15 protein-coding genes are annotated in these 19,329 nt (G+C 62.6%); 5 read left to right on the top strand and 10 right to left on the bottom strand.

Going from position 1 to position 19,329, the window contains the following annotated elements; all coding sequences use genetic code 11:
- Window positions 1-8: 8 nt before the first annotated feature.
- The 3 genes from AC1DUY_RS27490 to AC1DUY_RS27480 form a co-directional block, all read right to left on the bottom strand.
- Window positions 9-476, bottom strand: coding sequence for a GFA family protein (locus AC1DUY_RS27490; protein ID WP_478118432.1), 468 nt, complete (start codon window positions 474-476; stop codon window positions 9-11).
- An 11-nt stretch (window positions 477-487) separates the two neighbouring features.
- Window positions 488-2,359, bottom strand: coding sequence for a methylmalonyl-CoA mutase family protein (locus AC1DUY_RS27485; RefSeq protein WP_478118430.1), 1,872 nt, complete (start codon window positions 2,357-2,359; stop codon window positions 488-490).
- A gap of 579 nt (window positions 2,360-2,938) precedes the next feature.
- Entirely contained in the window at window positions 2,939-5,701 is a 2,763-nt protein-coding gene (locus AC1DUY_RS27480) for an autotransporter domain-containing protein (protein WP_478118428.1), read from the bottom strand.
- Window positions 5,702-6,401: 700 nt separating this feature from the next.
- On the opposite strand from AC1DUY_RS27480, the gene AC1DUY_RS27475 reads away from it, so the two are divergent.
- Window positions 6,402-9,377 carry a hybrid sensor histidine kinase/response regulator gene (locus AC1DUY_RS27475; RefSeq protein WP_478118426.1) on the top strand — a complete coding sequence of 992 codons (2,976 nt, stop codon included), beginning with the start codon at window positions 6,402-6,404 and terminating at the stop codon, window positions 9,375-9,377.
- Here the strand turns inward: AC1DUY_RS27475 and AC1DUY_RS27470 are convergent.
- The 6 genes from AC1DUY_RS27470 to AC1DUY_RS27445 all read right to left on the bottom strand — a co-directional run bounded on the left by AC1DUY_RS27470 (window position 9,350) and on the right by AC1DUY_RS27445 (window position 13,023).
- A complete protein-coding gene (locus tag AC1DUY_RS27470) occupies window positions 9,350-10,048 on the bottom strand; it encodes a response regulator transcription factor (RefSeq protein ID WP_478118424.1) in 699 nt (232 codons plus the stop codon). The genes AC1DUY_RS27475 and AC1DUY_RS27470 overlap by 28 nt on opposite strands.
- Window positions 10,049-10,285: 237 nt before the next feature.
- A complete protein-coding gene (folK, locus tag AC1DUY_RS27465; RefSeq protein ID WP_478118422.1) occupies window positions 10,286-10,777 on the bottom strand; it encodes a 2-amino-4-hydroxy-6-hydroxymethyldihydropteridine diphosphokinase in 492 nt (163 codons plus the stop codon).
- 3 nt (window positions 10,778-10,780) lie between these two features.
- On the bottom strand, window positions 10,781-11,146 hold the full coding sequence (gene folB / locus AC1DUY_RS27460; protein ID WP_089266999.1) for a dihydroneopterin aldolase: 366 nt from the start codon (window positions 11,144-11,146) through the stop codon (window positions 10,781-10,783).
- Entirely contained in the window at window positions 11,143-11,988 is an 846-nt protein-coding gene (gene folP, locus AC1DUY_RS27455) for a dihydropteroate synthase (protein WP_478118420.1), read from the bottom strand. The genes folB and folP overlap by 4 nt, the downstream gene beginning before the upstream one ends.
- A gap of 187 nt (window positions 11,989-12,175) precedes the next feature.
- Window positions 12,176-12,583, bottom strand: a complete 408-nt coding sequence (locus AC1DUY_RS27450; protein WP_068734294.1) for a DUF4332 domain-containing protein — start codon at window positions 12,581-12,583, stop codon at window positions 12,176-12,178.
- A 74-nt stretch (window positions 12,584-12,657) separates the two neighbouring features.
- Window positions 12,658-13,023, bottom strand: a complete 366-nt coding sequence (locus AC1DUY_RS27445) for a hypothetical protein (RefSeq protein WP_068734292.1) — start codon at window positions 13,021-13,023, stop codon at window positions 12,658-12,660.
- 368 nt (window positions 13,024-13,391) lie between these two features.
- On the opposite strand from AC1DUY_RS27445, the gene AC1DUY_RS27440 reads away from it, so the two are divergent.
- The 4 genes from AC1DUY_RS27440 (at window position 13,392) to AC1DUY_RS27425 (ending at window position 18,287) form a co-directional block, all read left to right on the top strand.
- Window positions 13,392-15,017, top strand: coding sequence for a helicase HerA-like domain-containing protein (locus tag AC1DUY_RS27440; protein ID WP_478118417.1), 1,626 nt, complete (start codon window positions 13,392-13,394; stop codon window positions 15,015-15,017).
- A gap of 137 nt (window positions 15,018-15,154) precedes the next feature.
- Window positions 15,155-16,447 carry a glycosyltransferase family 87 protein gene (locus AC1DUY_RS27435; RefSeq protein ID WP_478118449.1) on the top strand — a complete coding sequence of 431 codons (1,293 nt, stop codon included), beginning with the start codon at window positions 15,155-15,157 and terminating at the stop codon, window positions 16,445-16,447.
- A 12-nt stretch (window positions 16,448-16,459) separates the two neighbouring features.
- Complete coding sequence (locus AC1DUY_RS27430) at window positions 16,460-17,863, top strand: M20/M25/M40 family metallo-hydrolase (RefSeq protein WP_478118415.1); 1,404 nt, start codon at window positions 16,460-16,462, stop codon at window positions 17,861-17,863.
- 208 nt (window positions 17,864-18,071) lie between these two features.
- Window positions 18,072-18,287 carry a hypothetical protein gene (locus AC1DUY_RS27425; RefSeq protein ID WP_184515462.1) on the top strand — a complete coding sequence of 72 codons (216 nt, stop codon included), beginning with the start codon at window positions 18,072-18,074 and terminating at the stop codon, window positions 18,285-18,287.
- Between the two features lie 216 nt (window positions 18,288-18,503).
- Here the strand turns inward: AC1DUY_RS27425 and AC1DUY_RS27420 are convergent, their stop codons facing one another.
- A complete protein-coding gene (locus tag AC1DUY_RS27420) occupies window positions 18,504-19,283 on the bottom strand; it encodes a class II aldolase/adducin family protein (RefSeq protein WP_089267004.1) in 780 nt (259 codons plus the stop codon).
- Between the last annotated feature and the right edge of the window lie 46 nt (window positions 19,284-19,329).

Below are 19,329 nucleotides of genomic sequence, written 5' to 3'. Positions count from 1 at the left end.
CCATCATCTCAATCATGATCCGGGTGCTGATAGCTGAACACTTCCGCGCATTTCTCCGGTCCGAAATTCTGCATCGTCGTCTTGCTCGGCAGGTTCGACACGTTGCCGACCCAGCCCAGGCGTGACTCCGTGCCGAATTGCTGCGTCGGCACCACGCGGTCCGGCCGGTCGAAGGCGCCGGTCATGATCTCGATCTTGGGGCCGCCGATCGCGCGATAGCTCAGCGGCGTGCCGCATTTGGCGCAGAAGTCGCGTTCCGCAATCGACGATGACTTGAACGCCGCCGGCTTGCCGCGGGTCCATGCAAAGTTCTCGTTCGGGATATCGGCCAACGAGGCGAATGGCGCGCCGGTGGCCTTCTGGCACATGCGGCAATGGCAGATGCCGACCCGGGTCGGCGCAGCCGACAGCGCAAAGCGGATCGCGCCGCATTGGCAGCCGCCGGTCAGCGCGGGTTTGCTCGCCGTTGCCGTCATGGCTTACTCCATCAGGCCGAATTTAGTAGATCGTGGGCCTGCACCAGCATCGCCAGCGCATCGCCGCCGGCAATGATAAAATCCCTAACGCCTGCGTCGCGCAAGGGCGCCTCGAGGTCGCCGGGGCGGCCTGCCAGATAGATATGCTTCGCGCCGGCGGCCTGAAGCGCCTTTGCTGCGGGCGCTGCCTGACCGGCATAGAGCTTGTCGGACGAGCAGATACATACCAGCGCGGCGCCGGAGGCCTTCCAGGCCTTGGCGAGTACGGCCGGATCGGAGAAACCGTCGCTGTCGAGGGCTTCGATGCCGCCGGTCTCGAAGAAGCTCTTGGCGAAGGTCGCGCGTGCCGTGAAATCGGCGGGCGTGCCGAGATTGGCCAGGAAGACCTTCGGACGGGCACCCTTGCGCGCCAGCAGGTGATCCGACTTGTCGCGCAGCGCCTCGAAGGGCGAGGCCAGCCGGATCGGTTCGAGCGGGTTGAACTTGATCTTGTCCTTGCCATAGGGCTTGCCGGGGATCGGCTTGACCTTCAGCACACTGGCGCGGGCCTCATGCAGGTTCGGGAATTCGCTGGCGCCGGTGAGCACTTCGCGGCGCTTCGCCACGCTGGCCTGACGTGCAGCGCGGGTGGCGGCGACCTTCGGCTGGATCACGTTGTTGCCAAGCGCCGGGAAAGCGCCGCCGGCTTTTTCGATGTCCTGAAACTGCGCCCATGCGGCGTCGCACAGTTCGCGCGTCAGCGCCTCGATGCCACCGGCACCGGCGGCGGGATCGGTGACCTTGGCGAGATTGGACTCTTCCAGCAGGACCAGTTGGGTGTTGCGTGCAGCACGGCGCGCGAAACCGTCGGGCAGGCCGAGCGCCAGCGTATGCGGCAGCACGCAGATGGAGTTGGCACCGCCGAGGCCCGCAGCGAATGTCGCCATGGTCGCGCGCAACATATTCACATAGGGATCGCGCTGCGTCAGCATACGCCATGCGGTATCAGCGGCGATGAAGAGCGGCTTCGGCGCGAGGCCACAGCTTTCCTCAACGCGCGCCCACAGCAGGCGCAGCGCGCGGAATTTCGCCATGGTGAGAAACTGATCGGCATCGGCCGCGAGACGCGCATAGACCATGCTGCGGGCCGTCTCGAGCGGAATGTTGTGGTCTTCCATCGCGCGCAGATAGGACACCATCACCGCCAGGACGTAGGACAGTTCCTGCACTTCGGAGCCGCCGGCATCGTGGATAATGCGGCCGTCGGCGACGGCGAACGGGCCCTTGAAGCCTTGCGCGGCGAGCTTCTTGATGGCGTCGGTGACGGCCGGCGCCATCTCCCACCAGTTATAGGCGCTGGTGCCCCATACTGCGGTGGCGCCGATGGGATCGAGACCAAAGCGGATGTCGCATGTGGCGGGATCGATGCCCTTCGTCTTGATGTAATCGGCCAGATGCGTCACGGCCATGCGCGACTGCGGGCCGGCATGGAGTTCGATGCCGATCCCGGCGTCGAGATAGATGCCGTCGAACAGCGTCTCGATGGTGTCGGGCGAGGCGACGAGGCCGAACCCCCGCGCGCCATTGGCACCTTCGAACACCAACGTGAGACCAGTGGCGCCGTTTTCGAGATCGTGCAGCGCCTGCTTGTTCGACTTGCCGGCATCCGGGTGGTCGATCCGCTGCATGATCTGCCATGGGGCCGCGGGCGGGCGGCTGGCAATCGGCGCCGCATCCCGGCCGCGCGGATAGATCGGCTGGATCTTGACGCCGTCATAGGTCTTGCTGATCAGCTTCTCGAACGGCGCGCCTTTCAGCACGCCATCGACGAGCTTGCGCCAGTCATCGTAACTCGCAGGCGCAAAATCGGCGGCCAGCCGCAGGTCGTCAGTCGCAGTCGACATTGAGGAACTTCACTCCCGGTATTGCTTCGTGGTTGAGCCGGAAAATGCCATGCCGAGAAGGGGTTGCCAATGGCTGTTCGAGCATGGGGATGCGCGGAATTGGCGCTTTCTTCCCTCTCCCCGCAATGCGGGGAGAGGGGGCGTCGCGCAGCGACGACGGGTGAGGGGCGGGGCACAGAGCCAAACCAATCTGGTCGGAGCGGATCGCACGGTGGGATCCGCGAATGACGTCGTGACGATAGGGCGGCGCGCTGCCCGTCACCCGCCGCGAAGGCGCGGCGACCTCTCCCCACCTAGCGAAGCTTTGCTTCGCACGGGGGCGGGGAGAGGTTAGAGGCCGGCGCTCAATCCAGATCCGGCAGCCGCTCGATGCCGGCGGTTGAAAACGCCTTCAGATGCTCGGCAACGGTCTTGCCGGATATCACCCGGTTCGGGGCGATCTCTGTCTGTGATCTGACGACGGACCGTCGGAGTTTCGGGCCGGCCTGAGCAGCACCGCACGGCAAGGCTCAACTTTCAGCCGCCCCAGCAATTGCTGGAGCGGCTTGTCTTGAAGCAGTCAGTTGTAGCGCTCGCTATTTACCACTGATAGCGCGCGACGCCCTTGCCGGCATAGGAGCGGGTGACGTCGGAGAACTCGCCTTCGAAGATCGCGGCGAGCGAGAAGCCGCTGCGCCACTTCATCTCGGCGGAGGCCGTGGTCAATGCGGCATCGCTGGACTGCTGTGCGCCGTTGACGGTGAACGATGCGCCGGGCACCGACTGGAATGTGGCGGCGACGCTGCGGTCGGGATTGAACTCATGCGCCCAGGCGAAGCGGCTGCGCAGCGTCAGGATCGTGTCCGTCAGCGCGTAGGATTTGTCGGTGCGGACACCGAGTTCGCTGCGCGTCGAGGTGATATCCCTGGCGGCATAGTTCAGTGCGAACACGCCGGGGCCGGACAGTGCCTGCTCGCGATAGGCCGGCAGATCGAACGCCGTCACCTGCACGGCGGCGTAGGGCGTGGCGCCGATCCCCATCCACGGTGTGACATAGCGGGTGCCGCCTTCGAAGCGTCCGGAGAACGCATTGACGTTGAAGCGCGCCTGCAACTGGTCGATGCCGGCAACGTTGCGCTCCGTCGTCACATCCTGCCACGCATAGCTCAGCGCGGCAGACAGATAGCTGGTCCCGATGGTGTGGCGCACGAAGCCACCGACCTGGAACAGATCCGACCGGCCGCTGCCGCCATTGGCGACCGAGAAGGTGGTGCCGCCTCCGGACATGGCGAAGCCCGCCAGCGTGTTCGGTGAGACGCGATAATCAGCGCCGACCGCCGCGCCGTAGATGCGGCTGGTGGATGTGCTCGATCCCGTCGCGGCATTGCCGTCCGTGGTCTGCGAGCCGCCAAAGCCGGTCGCCCATACGTTCCATCGCTGCGCGAACGGATCGGCCTTCACCGGCATGGCCTTGGTGAACATCGCATAGGCGCTGCGCGGAGAATGCTCTTCGGCATAGGACGAGACGCCCGCCGATGGCGAGACGTCATCGTTTCGGCCGGCCGCGAACGGATCGGTCATCACGCCCATGAACAGGTTCATCGCATCGAAGGTCGTCTGTTGCGATCCAGCCGACGTTTCACCGGACGCCTGCGACAGACCGGCCGGCGTCAGCGCGCCGAACGCGATCGGGATGGCTCCCCCCGCATTGAAGACGTTGATCACGGCATTGGCGGCGTTGCGCTGGTTCTGGTTCAGCGGCGTAAAGACCGGAGCCGAAGGACCTGTCGGCGTATAGTTCAGCGCCAGGTTGAGATACACGTTGTTGGCGTCGTAGCCGAGCGAGGTATGGAAGTTTGTCGGCAGGTTGGTGGTCTTCACCGCCGGGTCGAAGGTGCCCGATCGACCGTCGGTCGTGGTCAGAATCGTGTAGGTCTTGCTGATATAGCTGCCATTGGCGAATACGGCATTCACCGTCGCGCCGCTGTCGATCGTCACAGTGCCGGGCGACGTGTGTCCAGCGATCACCTTGGCAAACGATGCCGTCGATGGATCGATCGTCACGCTGTAGATGGCGCCGGACTGGAAGGCGAGCGAGCCCTCGACGGTGGTAAAGCTTCCGGCCGTGCCATCACCGGGCTTGAACGTGCCGCCGCTGCTGATCGTGACGAAAGGCGGATCGACGATGCCACTTCCCATCAAGGTGCCGCCAGAATTCACCGTCACCGACGAGGTACCGGTGATCGTGCCCCGCACATCGAGCGTGCCGCCATTGACGATGGTGGCGCCGCTATAGCTGTTGGTGCCCAGCAGCGTCGTCGTGCCGTCCATCGTGGTCAGGCTGCCGGTGCCGCCGAGATTCTTGATGGTGCCGCCGTTGGCGAAGATCGACGCATTCAGGCCACCGTTCTGAATCGTGCCACCGTAGAGATTCACGCTGGATTGCGTCTGGGTGGTGGTGCCGAGATCCAGCGTGCCGCCATAGACGGTCGTCGTACTGGTTGCATCGCCCAACGTGCCGGTGCCGGAAAGCATTAGTGTGCCGTTGCGCACGACGGTGCCGCCGGAATAGGTGTTGGCGGCGCTGAGAGTGATCCTGTCTGAGCCGCCGTTGATGATGCTTCCGACTCCGGTGATAACGTTAGCGATGGTCGTACCGCCCGGCGCACCATAGAGCCACAATTCTGCGGTGGATCCGAGGACGGATCCGAGGTTGATGTTGCCGTACAGTTGCGCGATCGATCCGGTAAAGCGCAAAGCATTGCTGCCAGTGGTGAAGTTGATGGCGTTCGCGCGTGTGGAATCGCCATTGAAGCCGCCGGCGATGCGGCCGAAACCGAGCATCGTGATGTCCATCGACGCGCCCTCCAGGCCGGCCCCGCCGAGACCCGCGACGCCGCCATTCGAGCCTGCAGCACCGCCGTTGCCGCCGAATAATCCAGCACCGCTGATCGTCAACTGCGTCTGATAGGATGAGGTGTTCGAGAGAACCATTCCGACACCGCCGTCGCCGCCGCGGCCGGAAAATGCGCCTCCGGCACCGCCGCTGCCGCCCACAACCGAACTGGTGATCGTGAATTGCACCGGACTGGCGGCACTGCTCGCGAAGAACAGTCCAACGCCGCCGCTGCCGCCGCCGCCGCCGCTCAAGGACGCGGTGGCGTAACCATCACCGCCAGCTCCACCATTGCCGCCTGTTACGGTGGTCGACAGCGTGCCCGTCAAATAGGAGCCATCTCCGATGACGACGGCGCCATAACCACCGGCCCCGCCACCCCCGGCAGTCGGGTTAATCCAGGATGGACCTGCATTGGCCAGGCCTCCGTTGCCGCCGTCGCCACCTTTGACAACCGATGTCGGCAAAGCGCTCCCGACAAAGCCATGCGCGCCGCCGCCGCCACCGCTTCCAGAACCGTTGGGGCCTGTCGAGCCATCACTGCCATTTGCTCCAGGAGTAGAACCTCCTGCGCCCCCCGGTGCGTTGTCCATGCCCCAGCCGCCTCGCCCGCCGGTCGCTCCAGCGCCGCCGCCGCCGGCGCCGCAGCAATCCGGAGCGTCTTCGCCGTCGTCACCGCTCGCTCCGGGGGCTGTCTGGTCGCTGCCTCCGTGAGCGCCATCCAGAAAAACGCCGTCTCCGTTTCTGTCCCAGCGTCCCGATGCGCCGCCTCCAGCGAATGCGGGCGCGGTGAGCGCCGTGCTGAAAAGGAGAGCGGCCGCAAAGCCGCTGATGCGAAGGGTCTGGTGAATGGCTTTGTCAGCGTCCAGAACCATTACTCGAAATGTCGAAATCCCCATGCCTTACCTCAATCGTGTTGACGCGCCCCGCATCCGCGAGCGTCCCCTTGAATCGGAATTTGATTCCGATCCGACTGAGCCTTGCTTACCCTCCGTCATGGAAAATTTGTCCGGCGATGTGATCGCGCGTTGTAAATGCATGTAAAGACGCCGGTCGTCTCTGCTCGTCATCCCCATCATTGTGAATGCGATTGCATGCCGGTACTTGTGCCGATGGCGGCTGCGTGTTTCACAAGCGTCTTGCGTCCGCTTCCCGAATGCAGCGCGCGTGTTGAAGGCCGCTATTGGCAAAGCCCTGTCTGACCTCCAAGCGATGTCGATCATCTCGGAATACGTTCGCACAGGAGAGAAACAGGACGCGCATTATCTGCGGCCTGAACGCCCTCAGCCGCGGCAAGCGCGTATGATGACCGGCTTGCTACCGGCTTTCGTCATGCGTCTGCGCAGTGCGGCCATTCATTTGCTGGTGCTCGTCACACTCATCGCAGGATCGTCGTCTTGCAGTTTCGCAGCCGCTGTCGAAGACGGCGTCGATCTGGCGCGCGTCACAGATCATCTGTCGCTGGAGCAGTCGCTGTCATTTCTCGAAGATCGCGACGGATATCTCTCCGCTGGAGAAGCGCTCAGGCATTCGGGATGGGTTGCAGCGCCACTGCGAACGCTGACCCAAGGATTCACAAGCTCTGCCTTCTGGCTGCGCGACACATTTTATAACAGCAGCGATCAATCGGTCACCCGGTGGCTGTCCGTTGGCGTCGTGCGGCTGGAGGATGTGCGCTATTTCCGCTTCGCCCCCGGTGAGGAGAAGCCCTCCGAAATACTGCTCGCCGGCACTCGAATTCCTCTCGACAGTCGTCCGGTCAGAGCGGCGCGATCCGTTTTTCCCGTCACGCTCGCGCCTGGCGAACGGATGATCGTCGCGCTGCGCGTGCAAAGCCGTTCTTCTGTCAGTATCGAGGCCAGCCTGTGGAGCCCGGCCAGCTTTCAGGAGGCGGACGCATCCGATCTGCTCATCGAGATGCTGCTCGTCGGATCGATGGGCACCATGGCGCTCTTTAGCCTGGTGCTGGGCGTGGCCCGGCGCGATCGCGTCTTCCTGGCGCTTGCTGCCGGCGCCATCGCCGAAATCACTTACGATATGGCCTTTCAGGGCTTCCTGTATCGTTTCATCCTGACAGATGGCGGGGACATCGTCTTGCGTGCGCCGGGCGTCCTCGGCCCGATTGCACACGTGCTCCTTTGCACGATGGCATCGATGTTCATCGGAATCGATCGCATCGCCATTTGGTGGCGAACGCTCTGCTCCTTCAGTGCCATCCTGCTGGCAGGCTCTTTGTTCGCTGCGTTTGGCGACTACAGAACCATAGTTTCTATCACGACGGTGCTACACATCGCTTATGAAGCCTTATGGATCATCGCCGTGCTGGACAGCTGGCGCCGCGGCTTCGGCAATTCCCGGCTGGTTCTGCTTGCAAGCGGCCCCGCAGCCGTCAGGTTCTTCCTGTATCTGGGACATCTTCTCGGCATCTGGCCAGCATCCTGGTCCGTGGGATCGGAGATCACCTGGAACAATCTATCCATCATGCTTTTGCTCATTCTCATTGCGATCGGGCGCCTCCGCGAAATAGAAAGCACCAGAGACAAGGCACAGCAGGATCTGGTGGCCTTCCAGGAACAAGAACGAGAGCGTCTGCAGCGCGCGGTCGATGAACGTACGCGTGAACTTCAGACTGCACTCGTTGCAGCAGGCGAGGCCAATCGCGCCAAGTCAGATTTTCTTGCAGTCATGAGTCACGAGATCCGCACGCCGATGAACGGAATGCTCGGCGCCATCCATCTGCTCAAATCGATGCCGCTGCAAGGCAAGGTGCGCACCGCCGTGAACGTCGCCGAACGCACCGGCGCCGCAATGCTCGCGACCATCGGCGGCATTCTCGACTTCGCGAAAATCTCCGACAGCAAGCTGGAAACCAGCTACGCAGCTTTCGACCTTCGCGCGCTGCTTGCTGATGTTCTGGCGATCATGAGCCTGCGCGCAGAGCAGAAGACTATATCGCTCAAACTTGTCGTCGATCAGGCTTTGCCCGCAACCGTGATGGGAGATGCTGATCTTCTCCGGCAGGTTCTGCTCAACCTCGTCGGCAACGCTGTCAAATTCACCGAGACTGGCGAGATTCGCTTGTCCGCTGCGCCGGATGCGATCCATGTGGACTGGATTCGCTTAGAGGTCGCAGACACTGGCATCGGTATTCCCCGGGACAGGCTGGGCCGGTTGTTCGAGCCCTTCGTACAAGCCGATTCCTCGATCGCCCGACGATTCGGCGGTACCGGCCTCGGCCTGGCGATCTGCCGGCGGCTGACCGAAGCCATGGGAGGCTGCATCACGGCGGATAGCCAGCCGGGGCAGGGCAGCAGGTTTCAGGTCCGATTGCCATTACCGCCGACAGATGCAGCCGAGATTGAAATTCAGGCTCCTGCACAACAGGGCGATGCCCCACGCAAAACCCTCAGCGTTCTCGTCGTCGATGACGACGAGAACAACCGGTTCGTCCTCTCCGGCTTGCTCGATGTGAAGGGGCATCGTGTCGGGGAAGCAGCGGACGGTGTGCAGGCGCTGGCACTATTAACCGAGCAGCCGGTGGACGTGGTACTCGTCGATCTCGAAATGCCTGGCCTGAGCGGAATAGAACTGGTTCGGTACATTCGTGCCCTGGGCGGAAAAAGTGCGACTGTTCCGATCGTTGCCATTACCGCCAACGTCACGGCGGGCGTGGTCGAGCGTTGTGTGCAGGCGGGGATGGATGGCTACCTGTCCAAGCCGATCATGCCCGAGGACCTGCAACGCACGATCGACGCGGTCTGTGCGGGACGTCCGCCCGCTCAGTCCGGCTCGCAAATGCACCGGGACGATTTCCTGGCATCCTTGCAGGGAGAACTCGGAGCAGAGACCGTTGAACGACTCGTCGGGCAAGCCCTGGCGGCCGTGGAACGGAGCACGGCAACGATCGAGGCTTCCATACAAAGCGGTGACCGGCAGGCCACCCGCCGTGCTGCACATCAGTTGGCCGGGGCGGCGGGGCTTGCCGGACTGATACCATTGAGCGCGGCCGCTGCAACGCTGGAAAATCGGCTAGCTCAATCGTCGACAGTAGAGGACGCGGATATCCATGCCACGCTTGCCTTGGCGGAACGCGCTGTCGCCAATCTTCGAGGTCTTCAATCCGGACTGCTGCACAAGCGATAGCCGACGCCGGGTACGGTGACGATCAAACGGGGCATACGCGACGGATCGCCTAGTTTGCGCCGCAGGCTGCTGACAACCACGTCCACCATGCGCGACGACTCACTGCTGCTGTCGGACCCAATCGCATCCAGCAGATGCGCACGCGATATCGTACGCCCTTCGGCGATCAGCAGCGCTGCCAGCACATCGAATTCAGCGGGTGTCAAGGGAAGGGGGGACCCTTGTGGGGTCGTCAAGATGCGGGCACCGTTATCGAGCGACCATCCCTCAAATCGAATTGGCGCGCTCTTCTCACTATTTCTGCCCAGCAGTCTCATCAGGCTGGCGATGAGTTGTCGTGGGTGGAACGGCTTCACCAGATAGTCGTCGACCCCCAGCTCAGCCGCGACGTTACGGCTGGCGGCAGAGCTGTCCCGCGTGGTGATGCAGATCGGTATATTCAGCCGTGTCCGGAGCTGTCGGAGGAGAGCGAGCCCCTCTTCATCGGGAAGACCAAGATCGAGAGCGATTGCATCGATCGGTTGCCCAGGCAATCGCAATGCTGCACGCATTTCGGCTGCAGTCGATACGACGGTCACCGAGATGCCCTCCTTCTCCAGATACGCAGCGAGAAGCGTCTGCACAAAGACTTCGTCTTCGACGAGAAGGACTGACGGACGCCGCTCGGCCATATTCTACGTACCTAACCTCCAGCAGAGGAGGATATCTTCATTTGTGCCCTCTCTTAAACCACGGTGAAGGGCTGGAGAACTGCTCATATGCGGATTTAAAGGCGAAAGTTGCTGACCGCACTCAACGTGCACGCGCGATGGCGCCAAGGTTAAGCGATCCGTCAAATTCTCAGCGGCATGCTGGTTATTGGAGAATTAGACAACCACTGCTGTCGCAAACGGGAGAGGTGAAAGAGATCAATCCAGATCCGGCAGCTTCTCGATGCCGTAGGTTGAGAGGGCCTTCAGATGCTCGGCAACGGTCTTGCCTGATATCATCCGATCCGGGGCGATCTCGGCTAGCGGCACCAGGACGAAGGCGCGGGTGGTGGCGCGCGGGTGGGGGAGGTGCAGTTCCGGCTTGGCGATGACGACGTCGTCATAGGCGATCATGTCGAGATCGAGCGGCCGCGGACCCCAGTGCCCCTCGGCAACGCGGTTGCGGCCGAATTTGTGTTCGATCCTGTGCAGCGTGAACAACAGCGCGTGCGGATCGAGTTCGGTCTCGATCTCGATTGCCGCATTGACGAAGTGGTCCTGCGGCACATCGCCCACCGGCGGCGTGCTGTAGTCTGCCGAGCGTTCGATCAACGCGGCCTGCGTCATGCCGCAGATATTGCCGATCGCCTTGCGGAAGGTCATGCGGACATCGCCGACATTGCCGCCGAGCGCGATGAGGACGCTGGCCATCGGTTACGCCCGCGATCTGCGCAGCACCACGCCGACATCGTCGAAGATCGCGGCGATCGGCGCGTGCGGCTTGTGCACGGTGACCTTGACGGAGCTGATACGCGGAAAATCCGCGAGCACCGCATCGGCTACCGCACCGGCGGCGCGTTCCAGCAGCTTGTAATTGGTGTCCTTGAAAGCGGCGATCGCGGTGGCGACGACATTGGCATAGGACACGGTATCGGCAAGGCGGTCGGTCCGCGAGGCTAGATCTATATCGGCATCGAGTTCGAGATCGATGACGAAGCGCTGCCCGACGACGCCTTCGTAATCGAGCACGCCGTGATGGGCATGCACGGAGACGCCCTTGATGAAGATCATGTCGGTCATCTTAAGTCCTCGATGGCTGCGGTGACGCGCAGGGCCTGAACGGTTTCCGCGACGTCATGGGCGCGGACGATTTTGGCGCCGTGCCGCACCGCCAGCAGATGCGCGGCGAGCGATCCGCCAATGCGCTGCTGTGGCTCCGACGGTACGACGGTCGATATGAATTTCTTGCGCGAGGCGGCGATCAGCACCGGCAGGCCGAAGCTGGTCAGCGCGTCGAACCGCGCCAGCGCAATCATGCTCTGCTCAGGCGTCTTGCCGAAGCCGATGCCGGGGTCGAGTACGATGTGGCCCGCAGGGATGCCGGCCCGGGCGGCGATCTCCAGCGAGCGCGCGAAAAAGCTTTTCATGTCGGCGACGATATCGATGCTGCCATCGACGGTGTCACGGTTATGCATGACGACCACAGGCGCGTTGTGCTCGGCGATGACGCGCGCCATGTCGGGATCGCGCTGCAGTCCCCAGATGTCATTGGCGATGGCGACGCCGGCGGCGAGCGCTTTCGCGACGACGGACGCCTTCATGCTGTCGATCGATACCGGCGTGCCGAGCGCGATGACGTCGGCCAGCACCGGCACGAGCCGCGCCCATTCTTCATCGGCAGTGACCGGCCGGGACCCATAGGGCCGCGTGGACTCGGCGCCGATGTCGATGATGTCGGCGCCCTCGGCGATCATCCGCCTGGCCTGCGCCAGCGCGCGCTCCGGGGCATCGAACTGGCCGCCATCGGAGAAGGAGTCCGGGGTGACGTTCAGGATGCCCATCACGGCAGGCACCGGCGATGCCAGCAGCGCGGCCAGTACCGGGTGGACCGTCGGAGCAGACGTGGTCGGACGCGCGATCATGAGGTCGCTTTGCGCGGTCGGGGGGAGGGAGTCAAGGTGGATCAAAACGTCATTCCGGGGCGCATGCGGCGTGAGCCGCAGGCGAACCCGGAATCTTGCAGTGTGAAGCGATCCGGCGTTTCAGCCATCTCGGGATTCCGGGTTCACGCTCCGCTAGCGCTGCGCGTGCCCCGGAATGACGAGAGCCTCAATACGAAATCTTCAGCGGCAGCTGGCGGGCCTTTTCGATCAGGTCGCCGACCGACTTCTCGGAGGGCATCACCCGGACCAGCTTGCGCTTGTCGTTGGCGTCGCGCATCGCCTGAGCCAGGCGGGCGGGATTGCGGTGGGTCAATTCGCGTACCGTGTTGACGCCGGAGGCGCGGAGCAGTTCGGCCTTGGCCTTGCCCATGCCGGGGATGCGCAGGTAGTCGGCGAGGTTCGCCCATTCGAGCAGTTGCTGTTCGCTGAACCCGGTCTTGGCAGCGAGTTCCTTGCGGCACTTCGCGGAGTGAGCGGCGTCCAGCAGCCCTTCCATGGTGCGGATGCCTGCCTTTTTCAGTTTGGTCGCGGCGAAGGCCGTCAAACCGTCAATCTTGGAGATGGGATATGTCATGGTACTCAGACGTATGAAGATCGGACGTATGAAGATGCTGGACGCTTACGCGCGGCTGCTGACGTAACAGACGGTCAGGAGAACTGGCTCAGGCCAGGTGTGCCGGCAACGATCTCGTCCATGGCATCCGCGCCGATCTTCTCGCGGCCGAACTTGAACAGTTCGCGCGCGACGCTCTGGATCTCGCCCATGCCGAGGCCAAGACCCATCAGCTTGCTGCCCAGGGCCATGATGCCGCCGCCCATCAGGCTGCTCAATCCACCACCGCCCTCTGACGATGCGATGGCTGCATCCGCACCCGGAATTTTTTCGATGAGCGCATTGACCGGCGCGGCCGGTGCTTCCTTGCGCAGGAACCCCAAGATAATGCCGACAGCCTTTTCAGCCACAGCTTCGTCGATGCCGACCTTTGCGGTCAGCGCTTTGATCAATTCGTCCATGATGCCCCGCCTCACATCGGTTGAGTGCCGATGCCCTTATGTTGAAAAGTGATCTTGAGCCGCTGTGATTCGAATTACAAGCGCGCCAACTCGCCCGACGTGCGATTCAGTGTGATCGCGTATCGAGTGTTGCACCAATGCAAGAGCAAACGTGAAATTTTGGTCAATTGTTCGCAGATGCGACAGCGCCGTACTTTGGAAAGAGCAAAAAGATACGGCTTGTGTTTCGTCCGTGGGAACGACGGACGGGCTTCAGGTGTGGCGGGAACGCTTTGCGTTTCAATCGCTCGCCAAGATGCGGTAAGATCATGGTGAGCCGCAAATTTTTTTGAAATCTTTTTCTTGATGCGCGCGACAGAGGCGATCCGATGGCGACCACCGAACTGAAGTCAGGCGATACCGACGGCAACATCTTCATCGGCAAGGGCGACCAACCGGCATGGCTGACGTTGGCCCTCGGCAATCGCCACGGTCTCGTCACGGGCGCGACGGGAACAGGTAAAACCGTATCGCTGCAGGTGATGGCGGAGGGCTTTGCACGTGCCGGTGTGCCTGTCTTCGCTGCGGACATCAAGGGCGACCTCTCGGGTATCGCCGAAGTCGGCGAGGGCAAGGACTTCATTTTGCAGCGCGCCAAGGAGATGGCGCTGACGTTCCAGCCCGATCAGTTCTCGACCGTGTTCTGGGACGTGTTCGGCGAGCAGGGCCATCCGGTGCGCGCGACCATTTCGGAGATGGGGCCACTGCTGCTGGCGCGGCTGCTCGATCTCAACGATGTGCAGGAAGGCGTGCTCAACGTCGCCTTCCGCGTCGCCGACGAGAACGGCCTGACGCTGCTCGACATGAAGGATCTGCGCGCGTTGCTCGACGCCATCGTGCCGATGACCGCCAAGAAGGACGAGGTCGATCCACTTGCCGATGTCCGCAAATCGGCCTTGAGCTTCGGAAACGTCACCAAGGCGACAATCGGTACCATCCAGCGCCAATTGCTCGTGCTGGAGAACCAGGGCGCCGATAAATTCTTCGGCGAGCCGGCGCTGGAGCTGAAAGATTTTCTCAAGACCGACCGCGACGGCCGCGGCATGGTCAATATCCTCGTCGCCGACAAGCTGATGTCGAGCCCGCGGCTCTATGCAACCTTCCTGCTGTGGCTGCTCTCGGAACTGTTCGAGGAATTGCCCGAAGTCGGCGATCTGCCGAAGCCCAAACTGGTGTTCTTCTTCGACGAAGCGCATCTCTTGTTCAACGATGCGCCGAAGGCGCTGCTCGACAAGATCGAACAGGTCGTGCGCCTGATCCGCTCTAAGGGCGTCGGCGTCTATTTCGTCACCCAGAACCCGATCGATGTGCCCGATCGCGTACTCGCCCAGCTCGGCAACCGCGTTCAGCACGCTCTGCGCGCTTTCACCCCGCGGGATCAGAAGGCGGTGCAGGCGGCAGCACAGACCTTCCGTGCCAATCCGAAACTCGACACGGCCACGGTCATCACCGAACTCGGCAAGGGCGAAGCACTGGTCTCGTTCCTGGAAGGCAACGGCACGCCTGCGATGGTCGAACGCATCATGGTGCGTCCGCCGACCGCACGTATCGGGCCGATCACGCCTGAGGAGCGCAAGGCGATCCTCGCGGCGAGCCCGGTGAAGGGCAAATACGACACCGCGATCGATTCCGAATCCGCCTACGAGACGCTGCAGAAGCGCATCGCCGGGACGGCGGCGTCGCCCGCCGAGGCTGGCGACGCGGCGGGCGGTGGTGGCGGTGGTGGATTTTTGGGCCAGCTCGGTGCGATCGTCGGCACCATCTTCGGCACCAATACCGGCCGCAACAGGCTCTCCACCGGCCAGGTGATTGCGCGCAGCGTCACCCGCAGCGTGACCAACAAGGTGGTCGGCGGCATCGTCGCCAATATCGGCAAGCAGGTGGGCGGCTCGCTGGGAAGCTCGATCGGCCGCGAGATCGTGCGCGGGACGCTGGGCGGGATTTTGAAGCGGTAAGTGCCATTCACCACGTCGGTATACGCCCGCCTGCGCCTTTGCAGGTCCGGCGCCATCTGCTACCCACCGCGGTCTGAACGCGCTGCCTTGGCGCGTCTTTGAAGCGGGACTGCGAAGTGACGAAAAGTGACGGCGAAATGCCGGTTTTGCGGTGGCCGTCCTTGCGGCAGCCGCTCGACGTGCTGTTCCTGATCACCTGCGTCCTGCTGACGGCGGATGTGCTCGTTCCGGAAATCTTCGGCAACGGCAAGACCAAGGACTACGCGCTGTGGTTCTGGGCTGGGCGGCAGGTGCTGCATGGTGCGCCGCTCTATGAGGCGAAGACCAATGGGGCGCTGGACTTCATCTATCCACCGCTGTCCGCGGTCTTGCTGGCGCTCCCGAGCTGGTTCGGCAAGGTCCCGCTTTATCTCTTGCTCTCGATCCTGAATTCGGCGGCCTGGGCGATCACCAGCCAGCTGTCCAATGCCATGACCGGCTCGAAGAAGATTCCGGCGGCGTGGCTTGCGGCGCTGCCGGGCTTTGCGACCATCACCTTCGTGTTCGACATGTACGATCTCGGCCAGCCCAATCTCGTGCTGCTGGCGATGATGCTGCTCGGCTTCTGGTGGATGCAGAAGGATCGGCCGTGGCTCGGCGGCAGCATGTTTGCGCTCGCCACCGCCATCAAGGTGTTTCCGGTGGCGGTGCTACCCTATCTGATCTGGCGGCGGCACTGGGCGGCCTCGGCCAGCATGATCATCTGCACGCTGCTGTTGCTCTATGTCGTGCCGGCGCCGTTTCGCGGCTTCGAACGCAATGCGGCCGAGGTGAAGACCTGGTACACCGAAATGGTCGGCTCCAGCTCCGAGAAAGGCTTCGGCCAGCGCGACGAACAGAACTGGTCCTGGGTCAATCAGTCGATCATCGCGATGACGCATCGTCTGGTGCGGCCGATCGATTATTTCCAGGACGATCGCAAGCGTGGATCGGCCACGATGAACGTGATCGATGTCAGCTATAAAACCGCGAACCTGATCGTGCTCGCGGTCTCCGGTCTGATTGGTCTCGGCTTCATCTGGTCGCTTTTGCCGCGATCGAAACTCACGCCGCGTTCACGTGCCGAAGAACTCGGCGTCCTGTTCTGCCTGATGACGGTGGCATCGCCGCTGGCGCGGCAATATTACTTCATGTGGCTGTTCCTGCCGCTCACGGTGCTGATGCATCGCGCCGCCGATGATCCCCGTCCGAATGTGCGGACCGGAACATGGTCGCTGCTTGGCATCATTGGTGTGCTGATGGCGCTGTCGATCCCGGTATTCCCGGCGATGCTGCAGGCCTGGGGCAATAATCTGCTGGCGACCGCGCTGCTGGCAGGCGGCTTGATCTGGCATATGCACCACCCGCCGGTGCTGCTAGATTCCACCGAAGTTCCGGACCATCACGCTTAAGGAAATTCGCCCATGTCCAATACGCAGCTTGCATCCGTTCTCGATCGCGTCGATGCCGATTTCGACAAGGCTCTGGAGCGGTTGTTCGCGCTGTTGCGGATCCAGTCGATTTCCGCCGATCCGGCTTACGCCGAGGACTGCAAGGCGGCGGCAAAGCATCTGGCCGGCGAGATCGAGAGCCTGGGCTTCAACGCCGAGGTACGGCCGACGGCGGGCCATCCCGCCATCGTCGCCACCGCCAAGGGCAACACCGGCAAGCGGCCGCATGTTCTGTTCTATGGTCATTACGACGTTCAGCCGGTCGATCCGCTGAACCTGTGGCATCGTCCGCCGTTTGAACCGGTCGTCACCAAACATGCCGATGGCCGCGACATCATCGTTGCGCGCGGTGCGCAGGACGACAAGGGCCAGCTTTCGACCTTCGTGGAAGCCTGCCGGGCCTGGGTGAATGTCACGGGCTCGCTGCCCATCGATCTCACCATCTGCATCGAAGGCGAGGAGGAGGTCGGCTCAAAGAATTTCGTGCCGTTCCTCGAAGCCAACAAGAAGGATCTCGCCGCCGATTTCGCGGTGGTCTGCGACACCGGCATGTGGGACCCGTCGACCCCGGCGATCACCACGTCGCTGCGCGGGCTCGTCTATGAAGAGGTGAAGATCACCGCGGCCAACCGCGATCTGCATTCCGGGATCTATGGCGGCGGTGCGCGCAATCCGATCCGCGTGCTGACCAATATTCTCGGCAAGCTGCATGACGACAATGGCCGCATCACCATTCCCGGCTTCTATGATGGCGTGAAGGATCTGCCTGCCGATATTCTGGCGCAGTGGAAGGGCCTCGGTCTCACCGCTGAGTCATTCCTGAAGCCAATCGGCCTGTCGATCCCGGCCGGCGAGACAGGCCGCGAACTGATCGAACAGATCACGTCGCGCCCCACATGTGACATCAACGGCATCGTCGGCGGTTACACGGGCGAGGGCTCCAAGACGGTGATCGCCTCGCATGCCTCGGCCAAGGTTTCGTTCCGCATCGTCGAGGGCCAGGACCCCGGCAAGATCCGCGATGCGTTCCGCGCTTTCGTCACGTCGCAATTGCCCGGCGATTGCACCGCGGAGTTTCTCGATCACTCCAACGCGCCGGCTATCGCGCTCGACTGGAACATGAAGCCGCTCGCCGCAGCGCGCGATGCGCTGACCGACGAATGGGGCAAGCAGGCGCTGCTGATCGGCTCAGGTGCGTCGATTCCCATCGTCGCGGATTTCAAGCGCACGCTCGGTCTGGACTCGCTCCTGATCGGCTTCGGCCTCGATGACGACAATATCCATTCGCCGAACGAGAAGTACGACCTCAAGAGCTTCCACAAGGGCATCCGGTCGTGGGCGCGGATCATTGCGGCGCTGGCGGATGTGAAGAAGTAAGCTACACATTCGTCATTCCGGGGCGCGAGCGCCACTTGGCGATCGCGAACCCGGAATCTCGACGTGTTCATCACTGCGGGATTCCGGGTTCGGTCCTGTCGCCTTCGGCGCCCGTTCCGCCCCGGAATGACGAGTATGGCTGCGCGTTGACCCACATCAAGGCTTGCGTCAGGCTTTCCTGATCGAAAGACAAAAAAGGGAGGATGCAATGTCCGCAGCCGAAATCGCCAATACTCATTTCTCTGCCGCGATGGCGGCAGCACAGACCGCCGGGGTCGATCAGGACAGCGTCTGTCGCTCCCTCGTGAATCTCGTGGTCTCGAAGTATCTGGAGACAAGGACCACGGCTGACGTTCAATCGGAGCTGCGTTTCGTTGCCGATAATTGCGATCCCGATACGGATTTTGCGTTCATGCGGCCGTGATTAATCCCGTCATTCCGGGGCAGAACCAACGCCGAAGGCGATGGGGCTGAGCCCGGAATCTCGTGGTGATGAACAGGTCGGGATTCCGGGTTCGCTCGCAAGTGCGAGCGCCCCGGAATGACGAGAAAACCAAAACAAAGAAAAAACGCCGTCCGGAATTGGACGGCGTTTTGAATCACTGTGTAGAGGTATGTAACCTCTCTATAGCACCAAATCTCAGGTCTTGTAAGACGGATCGCGGCGGTCGAGCTTGCGCAGCATCGGCGGCCAGACCAGCTTGGTCGAGCGCAGTTCGGCCTTGTCGGGGTTGCCCACCAGCGCGGCGTTCTTGTCGATGACGATCTGGTCGACCGGATAGGCGGTCGGGCCGAGCATCCGGGTGCGGACCTGCATGGTGCAGGCGCGTTCCAGGTAATACATGCGCTCGAAGGCCGAGGCGACCGAGCGACCGACGGTCAGCGTGCCGTGATTGCGCAGCAGCATGGCGTTCTTGGTGCCGAGATCCTTTTGCAGGCGGGGGCGTTCGTCGTGATCGAGCGCGACGCCTTCATAGTCGTGATAGGCGAGTTCCGGAATCACGAGCTGGGCGGTCTGGTTCAGCGGCTGCAGGCCTTCCATGCAGGAGGCCACGGCGGTGCCGTCCGGCGTGTGCAGATGCATCACGCAGCCGGCGTCTTCGCGGACTTCATGGATCGCCGAATGGATGGTGAAGCCGGCCGGGTTGATGCTGTATTCGCTTTCGGAGAGCTGGTTGCCGTCGAGATCGACCTTGACCAGCGACGATGCGGTGATCTCTTCGAAGATTAGGCCATAGGGATTGATCAGGAAGTGATGGTCGGGGCCGGGCACGCGGGCGGAGATGTGGGTGTCGATGAGATCGTCCCAGCCGTAGAGCGCAACGAGGCGATAGGCAGCGGCGAGATTGACGCGCTGGGCCCATTCGCCCTCGCTCATATGCGACGGCACTTCCTTGAGGCGGGCTTCGGCTGGTGACATGGTGAGTGCTCCCGGATTGACTGGCAGTGTTTTGGCGTTTGGCTGA

Source organism: Tardiphaga sp. P4_G1, from assembly GCF_056401215.1.
This window is presented reverse-complemented; position numbering and strand designations above follow the sequence as displayed.

Bases quoted from the DNA above. Each gene is read 5' to 3' on its own strand.
- AC1DUY_RS27490 (WP_478118432.1), bottom strand. From the start codon at position 476: ATGACGGCAACGGCGAGCAAACCCGCGCTGACCGGCGGCTGCCAATGC.
- AC1DUY_RS27485 (WP_478118430.1), bottom strand. From the start codon at position 2,359: ATGTCGACTGCGACTGACGACCTGCGGCTGGCCGCCGATTTTGCGCCT.
- AC1DUY_RS27470 (WP_478118424.1), bottom strand. From the start codon at position 10,048: ATGGCCGAGCGGCGTCCGTCAGTCCTTCTCGTCGAAGACGAAGTCTTT.
- folK (WP_478118422.1), bottom strand. From the start codon at position 10,777: ATGGCCAGCGTCCTCATCGCGCTCGGCGGCAATGTCGGCGATGTCCGC.
- folB (WP_089266999.1), bottom strand. From the start codon at position 11,146: ATGACCGACATGATCTTCATCAAGGGCGTCTCCGTGCATGCCCATCAC.
- folP (WP_478118420.1), bottom strand. From the start codon at position 11,988: ATGATCGCGCGTCCGACCACGTCTGCTCCGACGGTCCACCCGGTACTG.
- AC1DUY_RS27450 (WP_068734294.1), bottom strand. From the start codon at position 12,583: ATGACATATCCCATCTCCAAGATTGACGGTTTGACGGCCTTCGCCGCG.
- AC1DUY_RS27445 (WP_068734292.1), bottom strand. From the start codon at position 13,023: ATGGACGAATTGATCAAAGCGCTGACCGCAAAGGTCGGCATCGACGAA.
- AC1DUY_RS27440 (WP_478118417.1), top strand. From the start codon at position 13,392: ATGGCGACCACCGAACTGAAGTCAGGCGATACCGACGGCAACATCTTC.
- AC1DUY_RS27435 (WP_478118449.1), top strand. From the start codon at position 15,155: ATGCCGGTTTTGCGGTGGCCGTCCTTGCGGCAGCCGCTCGACGTGCTG.
- AC1DUY_RS27430 (WP_478118415.1), top strand. From the start codon at position 16,460: ATGTCCAATACGCAGCTTGCATCCGTTCTCGATCGCGTCGATGCCGAT.
- AC1DUY_RS27425 (WP_184515462.1), top strand. From the start codon at position 18,072: ATGTCCGCAGCCGAAATCGCCAATACTCATTTCTCTGCCGCGATGGCG.
- AC1DUY_RS27420 (WP_089267004.1), bottom strand. From the start codon at position 19,283: ATGTCACCAGCCGAAGCCCGCCTCAAGGAAGTGCCGTCGCATATGAGC.